This window comes from Pantoea sp. FN0305, from assembly GCF_050113845.1.
Classification (GTDB): Bacteria; Pseudomonadota; Gammaproteobacteria; order Enterobacterales; family Enterobacteriaceae; genus Mixta; species Mixta alhagi.
Window position 1 is genome coordinate 389,979 of the sequence record NZ_JBNJSN010000003.1, and the last position, 11,668, is coordinate 401,646.

The 11,668-nt window shown below is 49.4% G+C and carries 10 protein-coding genes; 3 read left to right on the forward strand and 7 right to left on the reverse strand.

Annotation, left to right across the window (positions count from 1 at the left end):
* Positions 1 to 52: 52 nt before the first annotated feature.
* The 4 genes from ACQE3Y_RS08805 to ACQE3Y_RS08820 all read right to left on the reverse strand — a co-directional run bounded on the left by ACQE3Y_RS08805 (position 53) and on the right by ACQE3Y_RS08820 (position 5,569).
* Positions 53 to 2,206 carry a peptidase domain-containing ABC transporter gene (locus ACQE3Y_RS08805; protein WP_426973783.1) on the reverse strand — a complete coding sequence of 718 codons (2,154 nt, stop codon included), beginning with the start codon at positions 2,204 to 2,206 and terminating at the stop codon, positions 53 to 55.
* Positions 2,207 to 2,247: 41 nt separating this feature from the next.
* A complete protein-coding gene (locus ACQE3Y_RS08810) occupies positions 2,248 to 3,507 on the reverse strand; it encodes an HlyD family secretion protein (protein WP_426973782.1) in 1,260 nt (419 codons plus the stop codon).
* 17 nt (positions 3,508 to 3,524) lie between these two features.
* Positions 3,525 to 4,856 carry a TolC family outer membrane protein gene (locus ACQE3Y_RS08815; protein WP_426981469.1) on the reverse strand — a complete coding sequence of 444 codons (1,332 nt, stop codon included), beginning with the start codon at positions 4,854 to 4,856 and terminating at the stop codon, positions 3,525 to 3,527.
* A gap of 71 nt (positions 4,857 to 4,927) precedes the next feature.
* The gene (locus ACQE3Y_RS08820; protein WP_426973781.1) at positions 4,928 to 5,569 is read right to left on the reverse strand and encodes a LuxR C-terminal-related transcriptional regulator; all 642 of its coding nucleotides are present in this window, start codon (positions 5,567 to 5,569) and stop codon (positions 4,928 to 4,930) included.
* 568 nt (positions 5,570 to 6,137) lie between these two features.
* Between ACQE3Y_RS08820 and ACQE3Y_RS08825 the strand changes: the two genes are divergently transcribed.
* Both ACQE3Y_RS08825 and ACQE3Y_RS08830 read left to right on the forward strand, forming a co-directional pair.
* Positions 6,138 to 6,728, forward strand: a complete 591-nt coding sequence (locus tag ACQE3Y_RS08825; RefSeq protein WP_426973780.1) for a malonic semialdehyde reductase — start codon at positions 6,138 to 6,140, stop codon at positions 6,726 to 6,728.
* Positions 6,729 to 6,890: 162 nt separating this feature from the next.
* Positions 6,891 to 7,631, forward strand: coding sequence for a 4'-phosphopantetheinyl transferase family protein (locus tag ACQE3Y_RS08830; RefSeq protein WP_426973779.1), 741 nt, complete (start codon positions 6,891 to 6,893; stop codon positions 7,629 to 7,631).
* A 17-nt stretch (positions 7,632 to 7,648) separates the two neighbouring features.
* Here ACQE3Y_RS08830 and ACQE3Y_RS08835 read toward each other — a convergent pair whose 3' ends face one another.
* Positions 7,649 to 8,962, reverse strand: a complete 1,314-nt coding sequence (locus ACQE3Y_RS08835) for an NCS2 family permease (RefSeq protein WP_426981454.1) — start codon at positions 8,960 to 8,962, stop codon at positions 7,649 to 7,651.
* A 164-nt stretch (positions 8,963 to 9,126) separates the two neighbouring features.
* Between ACQE3Y_RS08835 and yieH the strand changes: the two genes are divergently transcribed.
* The gene (yieH, locus tag ACQE3Y_RS08840) at positions 9,127 to 9,789 is read left to right on the forward strand and encodes a 6-phosphogluconate phosphatase (RefSeq protein WP_426981455.1); all 663 of its coding nucleotides are present in this window, start codon (positions 9,127 to 9,129) and stop codon (positions 9,787 to 9,789) included.
* Between the two features lie 332 nt (positions 9,790 to 10,121).
* On the opposite strand, the gene phoU is transcribed toward yieH, so the two are convergent.
* Both phoU and pstB read right to left on the reverse strand, forming a co-directional pair.
* Positions 10,122 to 10,856: a phosphate signaling complex protein PhoU gene (gene phoU / locus ACQE3Y_RS08845; protein ID WP_085069149.1), complete on the reverse strand. Its 735-nt coding sequence runs from the start codon at positions 10,854 to 10,856 to the stop codon at positions 10,122 to 10,124.
* A 12-nt stretch (positions 10,857 to 10,868) separates the two neighbouring features.
* Positions 10,869 to 11,636 (reverse strand): phosphate ABC transporter ATP-binding protein PstB, encoded by a 768-nt coding sequence (pstB, locus tag ACQE3Y_RS08850; RefSeq protein WP_250651272.1) that lies wholly within the window; start codon positions 11,634 to 11,636, stop codon positions 10,869 to 10,871.
* Positions 11,637 to 11,668: the final 32 nt, after the last annotated feature.

Consider the following 11,668-nt stretch of genomic DNA (forward strand, 5'->3'; position numbering starts at 1 on the left):
AAACCTATTATTTCCATGAACGATAAATAATTAAATCATTTCCACCACTTATCTACTGACTATTGTTTTTATGTAACAGCGCATACTGGCTTTTATCAACTTCGACTACGCTACCCTGATTTAAAAGAATAATTCTATCCGCGCTACAGATAGTTTCAGGCCGGTGGGCGATGATAATTCGGGTAACAGGCATATTTTTTATTGCCTCATTAATGCTGCGTTCACGATCAACATCAAGATGACTGGAGGCTTCATCAAGAATAAGCAGAGAAGGTTGACGATAAAGCGCCCTTGCCAATAACACGCGTTGAATCTGACCACCGGACAGGGAGGAGCCCATATCCCCTACCAGACTATGATAGCCCATCGGCATGGCCGCGATATCTTCATGTATTTGTGCCAGTTTTGCGGCAGCCTCTATGTTTTCCTGTGCGGGAGAAGCATCAAAAAAGCTGATATTGTCGGCAATGGAACCGGCGAACAGGATATCGTCCTGCATGACGCAGCCAAGACGATCGCGGTAGTTACGCATACCCAGTTTTTTAATGTCGATGCCATTTATTTCTATGCTGCCTGACTCCGGTTTCAACAGTCCCATAATCAGCTTGGCCAGAGTGGTTTTGCCCTGTCCGGATGGGCCGATAATCGCTACTGATTCGCCAGCCGCTACGGAAATAGAGCAATGATGGATAACGTACGGCTCTGTTATCGCATAACGAAAACAGAGATCGTTAATGGTTAACGAAGGTGGCGCACCATCCGCTTTAGTGATGGCTGGTAACCGTGTTTCCATATCAGCCTCCGGCTCGGTTAACACGATATCTGCCAGACGTTCGCCATGCAGACGCAACATAGTGAAATCGATAACAGCATCAACCAGCCCTGAAGCACGCCCAATAAACTGGTCGGAAAAGCTGATAAAAGCGACCAGCATCCCGCTGGTAAAATTGCCTTCCAGTACCTGTAAAGCCGCCATCCATATCAGGACAATCCGCCCGACGCCTGAAATCAAGCTTTGCAAGGTACTAAAACCGATCGACAAGCGCTGTATCGCCACGCCTTTATTCGTGCTTTCAACCAGCGCATTAGCATACGCCGCGACGCGAATTTCCTGTTTGTTATTAAGCTTAACCGCCTTTACGCCGCGAATAGATTCAAGCAGTTGGGATTGTGCCCGCGCCGAAGCGGTAATTTGATCTTCATTGGCCTGACGGAAAGGACGAAATGAAACCCAGCGAATAAGCGTATACGCCACTAACAGCGCGATAACCAGCCACGCCAGCTTGATATTGTAAATAAACAGCATGCCTAACGTGACAATCGCCATTACGCCATCAAGGATCGAACTGATAAAACGTCCGGTTAGCGTGCTTTGTATGGTGCCAATAGAGCCGAATCGTGACAGCACATCGCCCACATGCCGTGATTCAAAATAGGTCATCGGCAGGCCGAGCAAATGCGCACAAACGTTCGCGGTCCATTGCACGCTAAGCAGGCTTGAAAACCAGGTAGTGACCCAGGATCGCAGCGCAGAAACAGAGACGCTTAACAGCGTAACGGCAATAAAGCCGCAGCCCAACAGGGTAAGCAGATCATAGTCCGCCGAGACTAAAACCTGATCCATGACCCATTGCATATAAAAAGGCATCAGAATGCCAAAGAGTTCCAGCGCTACCGACAGAATCAAAATCTGCGCAAAAGCCGAGCGAATACCGGTTACATCACCGATCAGCTTTAGCATGGAGATGGATTGTTTTTCCTGCACGCGGGTAAAGGTGGCACCCGGCAACAGCTCCAGCGCAATGCCGGTGAAGCAGCGGGAAACGTCTTCCATTGGGACATCCCGTCGGCCGATGGCGGGATCGTGAATGGTTATTTTATCTTTCGAGACGCTTTTCAACACCACGAAATGGTTCATTTCCCAGTGCAGGATGCAGGGACGCCGCAGCTTCACCAGCTCATCCAGCTCAAGCCTTAATGCCCGGCCAGCCATTCCCAGCTGATGCGCAATCAACATGACATCGGCCAGCGTTGCGCCCTTAAGCGAAGTGGGAAACCGCTTACGTAACGTGACCATATCAATGCCGTGACCAAAATAGTTGGCAATCATCCCAACACAGGTCAGGCCGCATTCCGTTGCCTGTGTTTGCTGCATAACCGGTAATTTACGGCGCCAGCCAAAGTTAAGTGCTTCTAAAAACTTCATGAATAATACAACTCCCTGTTGTAGTCCCACGGCGGGTTAAATTAATTTCCTGAACGACGACCAAGTGCAAAAAGCGGCTCCAGCACCCATTCATAGAGGCGTCGTTTATCAATCAGGAAATCCGCCTCAAGCGCACTGCCAGGGCGAAGCTTTTCCTTGCGTCCATAAACATTGATGTCTTGCTTATCCAGCTGTACCACCACACGATAATGTTGTTCCTGCACATTGTTATGGCCGGTAAGCGTGGCAACCTCCTGAGGCGACAGCGCAACGCGGGAAACATCAATCACTTTGCCGTACTGCTGACCAAATTTCTGGAAAGGAAACGCCTGATAACGCAGCACCACTTTCTGACCGGGTTGAATGAAACCGATCGCCCGGCTGCTGACCATAATGCGCGCCTGAAGCTCACCCTCGTCCGGCAGCAGTGCAAACAGTGTTTGACCGGCATTCACCATTTGGCCGGTTTTAACCATGACCGATCCCACAATGCCCTGCGCTGGCGCACGTAGCACCACCGATCGCCGGGATTCATTTTCCGCTAACGACTGATCGATTTCTGACAGGCGTCGTTCAATCTCGTTTTGTTTATTACGCACATTCATCGGCAGCTCGCGCAGCTGCTGGCGCGTTTGGGCAAGCTGCTGCTGAATATCAAGCTGCTGACGAGCAATATCCTGTAAGCGCGTTTCGGCATCGATCACCACAGCTTCCTGCTGTTCAACCTGGCTGTTTGAGGCGTAACCCTGTTTGCGCATCAGATTGATTTTTTCCTGTTGCCTGCGCGCCAGCCTGACCTGACGGGAACGCTGACGTTGCTGAACGCTAAGCTGCTCCATCTGGGCGCTTAACAGCCGCTCGCGCTCTTTAAGCCCTTTCATCTCTTCAGCGGCCAGCTTTTCCTGATTGTCTAAATCTGCTTTCAAACGGGTCCGCTGAATATTCAGCTGCTGCGCGACTTTTTCACGTGTAAGACCCAGCGCGGTGTAGACTTCTGAAGAAATGGTGGCGATGGCGTCGCCCTTTTTTACCCGCTGACCTTCTTCTACGGTAATATCGACCACGGTGCCGGTGGTAATTGCCGCAATATTCATAATGCCTTTGGCGGGCAGTAGCTGCCCCGATGCGGTTTCCCGCTTGGTATAACTGCCAAAAACAAACAGCACGGCTATCGCCAGAGTTATCGCTCCTACTAAAGAAACAATTAGCCAGCGATATGGCGGACAATATAAAGCCACGGTGCCGATCATGGTGGTTTTATTCGCCTCTAATGCTTCCTGACGAAATAACGATTCACTCATTCAATTAACGTCCTTGTTTAATTAACGGAGGTTTTTTTATTATCCGCAGCGCAACGGTATTGATCCAACGTTGAATAATCCAGCTCGCCTAACTCCACAGATAGTTTCAGTCTGGCGTTTAAATATTCATATCGCAGTTTTGCCAGTGCCTGTAGTGATTTATAATATTCCTGCTCTGCGTTTAACTCGTCGATGATAGTTCGCAAACCTACTTTTCTGCCATATGCCGTAGAGTTCACTTTGTTTTTTGCCGAAGCTAACGCTTTCTTTTCCGCCAGATACTGATTTTGTCCATTTTTTAATTTAAGCCAGGCGGATTGCGTTTCCTGACGCGCCTTACGACGCGCATTCTCCAGGAGATCCTTTCCCTGTTCGCGACGTCTGACCGCTTCTACAGACTGAGAAATTTGTGACCCGCCAGCAAATAAAGGAATAGAAACATTGATGCCGATGTTACTGGAATGTGTTTTTGACGTGGTGCCGAAAACATAATCAAAAAAATTAAAATCCTCCGCCTTACTCTTACTCCAGTTGGTGCCATAGCCCGCCTGTAATGTCACTACCGGCAGATGCGCGCCATGCGCGGCGATCAGATCGGCTTTGGTTTGTTCCAGTTGAAAAAGCGCGGCGCGGACCTGAAGATTATTTTGTCCGGCCTGCTGCTCCAGGGCTTTAAAATCATCAGAAACCGGAAAGCGCATCACGCATGACAGAACAACCGGCTGAATTTCATCAGGATTACGCCCGGTCAGGCGGGAAAAAATTATTCTGGCCTCCTGCAGATCGTTTTTAGCAGCGATCTCATCCGCTATCGCCCGGTCATAGTTGGCCTGCGCCTCGTCTCGTTCAAGACGTGTGCCTTCACCCACCTTTAACGCAACCTCAGTTTGACTCAGCTGTTTACCATAGGCAGCTTTTGCATTGATGGCGCTCTTTAGTACATCCCTCTGATAAATAACCCGAAAGTAAGCCTCTGCAACGCCGGTAATAAGTTTTTGCTCTGCCAGCATCAGCACAACATCGGCATAGTTAGCTATGGCGTCGCCGCGTTTCCATGCCGCATATTTTGCGATATCAAACAGCGGCTGCGTAAGGCTAAAGCTGTAACTATGACGTGTGACGCCTGCAGCATAGGTGGCTTTAGGCTGATCCTGTTTGGCATAAGAGCCATTCAAACTGATGACCGGCAACAGACTGGCAAAACCCTGCAGCCTTTTTTGGCTATCCGCCCGCTGTGCGTTGCGCGCCGCACTGATTTCACTGTCATAAATGCTGGCTGACAACACGGCTTCCTGCAGTGTCAGGCTATGCCCGCTCCCAGGCAGGATAATCAACGCCGAAAAAAACAAAGCTATTAAGACGTTAACTCTTCTGATGTGCATTATCAAAATCCTTTTCAATAAACAGAAAAAACAAAAGGCTAAATAATATTATTTATGCAGGCGTATTGAATAAGCTCGCTATTAGTATGCACATTAAGTTTTTTCATGGCGTTATACTTTTGCGTAGCAACGGTGCTTACCGCACGGTTTTGTTTTTTAGCGATATTGGATAATGACAGCCCCATAGAATAAAGCTGAATGATCTCCCATTCTTTTGCCGTTAACCGGCTCGATTTTTCAATATCGCTTTCAATAATCGATTTTATATTTTTCGAAACCCAGGCTGTGCTGTGTTTTTTGGTAAACACCTCGCATAGCGCTTTTTTTATTTCGCTAACCGCATCATATTTACTGACAATTGCATCAACACCATAGTTAAGCGTTTTTTTCAGAATTGATAGGTTATTAAACTCCGTATAGAGAATAATTTTAGCCGCTGGAAAACGTTTTTTTATCGCTCTGATTTTTGAAACACCATAGAACTGGCGGCCATCGCTATCGTAAGAGAGGTCGGTGATAATAGCATCTACTCTATGCTGTTCTGTATGTTTAATCGCATGATCTTCGTTTAAAGAGATGCCCGGCAATATATTACAACCTAATTCTTGCTTAAGGTAATTACAAAGAAAATACTGAACAGCAGGGTACTTATCTGATATAGCCAAGTTAATTTTCAACATAGTGATATATCCCGTATCTGTTTACCCGGCAACAGCGGGCTCCATGCGTTTACTCTAATACATAGTGTAAGCACTGGCACCATATGGATTTATTAATGTCTTTTTGCTTAATTATTTGAGGGATTCTAATAACTTTCCTGGTTATTCACAAGGCGCACTTAAGGTAAAGATAAAAGTGAAAATAAGTAAATGGCATATTCAGAATCAATTGATGATGATTGATATTATAAAATATTTAGAAAAATCAATATTCGAACAAATATAATCCGGCTTATTACTGTTGCAGTCTTGTTTAATCTTTAATAATGAAAACAGATTAAATGCGATTACAAGACAATTCTCAATTATCTTTAAAGACCATTCTCAATCAATGCATTTTAATTCGCTTTTTGCGACGCTTACTTATTTACAGGCGTAACTCCCGAAGGCGGTTCCATCTTCCTGGTTGCGCTCGGGGCTAACGCCGTAACATGAGGGTGCATTTCTGCCATACAAAAATCATCTTGGTCAATGAGTGAGCCAGTCGCTAACGTTTTCTGTACCGTTAACTCACAGTAAGGAAGCCAGCATGGCCGTTTCTCTTGATCTTCAGGCGTTAAGCACCCTGTTTACCGAGGCCAGAACCCATAGCCACTGGCAGGATAAAGCGGTCGATTCAGCATTATTGCATCGGCTTTATGAACTGGTTAGTCTGGCCCCTACCTCAGCTAATGCTTCTCCGGGACGCTTTGTTTTTATTACCAGCGCATCGGGTAAGGAGAAACTGAAGCCTACGCTCTCGAGCGGCAATGTGGAGAAAACGCTGTCAGCGCCAGTCACAGTAATTGTGGCTTCCGACGGTAAATTTTATGATCGGTTGCCAGAACTCTTTCCCTGGGCTGATGCCCGCAGCTGGTTTACCAGCAGCCCGGAGCTGGCTACTGAGACCGCTTTTCGCAACAGCAGTCTACAGGCAGGCTATTTGATTTTGGCGGCTCGCGCGCTGGGCCTGGATGCCGGTCCCATGTCGGGATTCGATGCGGAGAAGGTTAACGCATTGTTTTTTGCACAGACCCACTGGAAAGCCAATATGCTAATCAATCTGGGTTATGGCGAAGCGAGTAAGCTGCACCCGCGTCTGCCTCGTCTGCCGTTTACTGAAGCCTGCCGTTTCGCCTGAAGCCTTATCCGGCACGTTTTAACGCGTCTCCGTGCTTTTTTACCGCACTTATTTAAACCTATTCCGAAAAGCACCCTGTACAAAGTAAAGCCGGGTGCAAAAGCATCGGAAAATTCTTACAATGCAATTGATGATTATCCGACCATTTTCACGGAGCGACAGATGGCAAGTCATTTTGTACGCTGGACGCTTGCCCAAAATCGGGCAGACGTACAGCGTATCCCGGCAGATATAGTGGAACAAGCGCGATTTCTGAACGATAAACGCCGCAGCCGTTATCTTGCAGCGCGTATGCTGCTGGCCGAACTTATGTTGCGTATTTATGGTATGTCCCAGCTTCCCGCCCTTACCACCACCAGCAGCGGCCGTCCTTGTTTTACCGATCCCGACCTGCCCGATTTTAGCATTGCCTACGCTGGTAATATGGTTGGTGTGCTGCTGGCGGAAGAACAGAGTCGTGCCGGACTGGATATGGAAATTGTGCGGGCACATAGCCGTCAGACGCTGGAACATCATCTGCAGTATCTCTCTTCCGGTGAAAAAGCCTGGATTAATGCCCAGCAGGATCCACTGGAAGCCATTACGCAAATCTGGACGCTGCGACAAAGCGTGCTCAAGCTAACCGGGGAGAACAACGCCTGTGATAGTACTTTGCGTCTGCATCCCGCTTCAGGCCGTTTGCGCTCGCATACATTTCCCGACATACAGGCGGTATGTGATGTCGAGCCGCTGCTTATTTGGTCCTGCGCCCTGTCTCCTGCAACCAGCCGTTTACGATTGTGGGAAATTGATGAACAGCAGAACTGGAACGCGTTAAGGGATATTGAGATGAATAAAGCGAATATGGGACCGCAGACTTTAAGACTGACCAGTATGCCAACAGAAAGGCAGCTGCAGCCTTAAGCCGCAGCGCCATCTGATTAATGTGAATCAATAAAAGCGATTTTCAGCACGAACAACAGCGCGACTACCACAACACAGGGATTGATTTCACGCCAGCGTCCGGTTCCTGCTTTCATCACACACCAGGAAATGAAACCCAGCGCGATGCCTTCGGTGATTGAAAAGCTGAACGGCATCATGGCTGCAGTTACAAAAGCCGGGACCGCCTCGGTCAGGTCGTCCCACTTTACGCGCGCCAGGCTTGAGGTCATTAATACCCCAACGTAAATCAACGCACCTGCGGCAGCGTAGCCCGGCACCATTGATGCCAGCGGCGACAAGAACATTACCAGTAGAAATAAAATGCCGGTAACCACCGCCATCAGCCCGGTACGCCCACCAACGGAGACGCCTGACGAGCTTTCAATATAGGCCGTTACGGAAGAGGTGCCGATTGCCGCACCGGCAACTGAGCTAACGCTATCCACCAGCAGCGCCTGCTTCATGCGCGGGAATTTACCATCTTTATCGGCCAGCCCCGCTTTATCCGTTACGCCAATCAGAGTGCCGGATGAATCAAATAGGTTAACCAGCATAAAAGAAAAAATCACGCCGGCCATATTGAGCGTAAAGGCACCGCTCAGATCCACCTGTCCGATAACTGAGCTAATCGCTGGGGGTGCAGAAAAAATCCCGTTGTATTTAACGTCGCCCAGCAGCAGGCCAGCCAGCGTGGTAATAACAATGGAAATAAGCACCGCTGCGTGGATATTACGTGATGCCAGCACGGCGATAATAAAGAAGCCCAGCGCGCCCAGCAGAACACTGTGCGAGGATAAGTCGCCTACCGTTACCAGCGTGGCTTCATTCCCCACGATAATACCGGCGTTTTTCAGCCCCATCATGGCAATAAACAGACCGATACCTGCGGTAATGCCGGTGCGCAAAGCAAGGGGAATATTGGCAATCATCCAGTACCGCACGCGGAAGAGCGTCAGCAGCAGCAGACCCGTCGCGCCCCAGAAGATCGCGCCCATGCCTACCTGCCACGAATAACCCATTGCGCCCACTACCACAAAAGCAAAAAAGGCGTTCAGACCCATCGCTGGCGCCAGCGCGACGGGCAGGTTAGCAATAATCCCCATGAGTATGCTGCCCAGCGCGGCGATCAAACAGGTAGTGACGAATACCGCCTGGGTATCCATGCCTGCCGCGCCGAGAATTTGCGGGTTTACAAAGACGATATAGACCATCGTCAGAAAAGTTGTAAAACCGGCAATCAACTCGGTACGCACCGTAGTGCCATGTTCCTGCAGCCGGAACAGACGCTGTAGTAAGCCTTGTTTAGTCATTTGTTACATCCGAACGGGAAAAGAGGTCGCCGCGTATGCTAGCGATTTTGACGCAACAGTACACTGATTTTTCGCAAACGGTTGCGGTTTCCGGCGGGCGGCTGGGTCGCATTTTACGCTCAGTCGGGTAAAGTGGTCTTTTCCCCTGGTAAGGATGAGGCAGAATGACGATTGAATGTCTGTTTTTCGACTGTGACGGAACGCTGGTGGACAGCGAATTGCTCTGTACCCAGGCGTATGTTTCCACCTTTTCCCGCTACGGCGTGCATCTGCCATTACAGCAGATGTTTGAAAAATATAAGGGCGTCAAACTCTACGATATTATCGCTGACGTTAACCAGCAACATCCGCTTGATGTCGCAGTAGAGACGTTTGAACAAGAATATCGTGCAGAGGTGGCTCGCCTGTTCGACGCACAGCTGCAGCCGATCCCTGGCGCCAAAGCTTTAATGGAGCAGATTAACGTACCGGCGTGCGTGGTCTCTAACGGCACGGTAAAAAAGATGCAGCACTCTCTTGGGCTGACCGGCCTGCTTCCTTTTTTTGGCGATCGCCTGTACAGCGGCTACGATATCGGCCACTGGAAGCCGGATCCACAGCTGATGTTTCATGCTGCTGAGCAAATGCAGGTGCCGATTGAACGCTGCCTGCTGATCGATGATTCAGAGGCAGGGGCGCATGCCGGTATCGCGGCGGGCATCCCGGTTTTCTATTATTGCGCCGATGCGCATAACGCGCCGCTCGATCACCCGCTGGTTACCCCGTTTGACGATCTGACGCGGCTGCCAGCGCTGTGGAGCGCGCGGGGCTGGCATCTTACTCGTTGATTTCCCCGTCCATAAAAAAAGCCTCAACCCTGTAGCCAGGGCTGAGGCTTCATTTATTAGCCGTGGCCTTTTCATTAATTACCGTTGCTAACGCCTTTGACCAGCGGTTTTTATCGGTAAGCTCGTCAGTAATGGTCAGCGTGGTGGCAAAAGTTTCAATACAAGGCTGGGAAGTAATTACCAGAAGAAGAGATGGCAGCGTTTGAGGCGTGATTTTTTTATTTACACTCTTAAGTCTGCGCTTTATATCTTAAATATCGCCGAACGGTTTTACACGCTGGTATGAAGAAAAGTTTACCCGCATGCCAGACGCGCACTGCGGGTAATCTCAATCAGGCGGGGCTGCTGCCGTTATCATCTCCAGCTAACAGCTTGTCGAGACGGTCGCCGCCGACGTGGCGGAAATCCTGTCCCTTCACAAAATAGAAAATAATTTCGCAAATATTCTGACAGCGATCGCCAATGCGCTCGATCGCGCGGGCGCAGAACAGAGCGGTCAGTACGCTGGGGATCGTACGTGGGTCTTCCATCATGTAGGTCATCAGCTGACGCACAATGCCTTCATATTCCTGGTCGACTTTTTTATCTTCACGATAGATTTCCACAGCCGCACTCAGATCCATACGCGCGAAAGCATCCAGCACATCGTGCAGCATCTGAATAGTATGCCGTCCCAGTGACTCCAGGCTGACCAGTAACGGCTGATGCTGCTGGCTAAACTTTTCCAGCGCCGTGCGGCTGATTTTTTCCGCTACGTCACCAATACGCTCCAGCTCAGAAATGGTTTTGATTATCGCCATTACCAGACGCAAATCGCTGGCCGTAGGCTGCCGCTTGGCAATAATCCGCACGCAGGCCTCATCAATATCCACTTCCATCATGTTGACCTTCTGGTCACCATCAATAACCTGCTTCGCCAGCTCTGCGTCCTGGTTATGCATCGCGGTGATTGCATCGGTGAGCTGCTGCTCAACCATGCCGCCCATTATCATGACTTGGGTGCGGATATGCTCAAGCTCAGCGTTAAACTGGCCGGAGATATGCTTGTTCAGGTTTAAATTGTCCACATCGATCTCCAGTTAACCATAACGGCCAGTAATGTAGTCTTCAGTTTGTTTCTGATGCGGTTTGGTAAACAGCGTGTCGGTATCGCTGAACTCAATCAATTCGCCCAGATACATAAATGCGGTGTGGTCGGAACAGCGTGCTGCCTGCTGCATATTATGCGTAACGATTACCACGGTGTAATCCTGCTTCAGCTCAGTAATCAGCTCTTCGATACGACCCGTTGAGATAGGATCCAACGCCGAGCAAGGCTCATCCAGCAATAGCACTTCCGGACGAATAGCGATACCGCGCGCAATGCACAGACGCTGCTGTTGACCACCGGAGAGGCTATAGCCACTCTGATGCAGCTTGTCTTTGGTTTCATTCCACAGCGCCGCTTTACTCAGCGCCCACTGAACACGTTCATCCATATCGGCACGCGGCAGCTTTTCAAACAGGCGGACGCCAAAGGCGATGTTGTCATAAATCGACATCGGGAAGGGCGTTGGCTTTTGAAACACCATACCAACCCGTGCGCGCAACAGCGCGATATCCTGCGCGTCGGCCAGAATGTTTTCACCGTCCAGCAGAATTTCGCCTTCGGCGCGCTGCTCGGGATAAAGCGCAAACATTTTATTAAAGGTGCGCAACAGAGTCGATTTGCCGCAGCCGGAAGGACCGATAAACGCGGTGACCTGATTACGGGCAATATCCAGATTGATGTTTTTCAATGCATGGAATTTTCCATAATAGAAGTTCAGATCGCGAACCTGAATTTTGCCGGATGTCTGATTAACCATAGTCTTCTCTTTCTCTTAACGCCGCGCCGTTA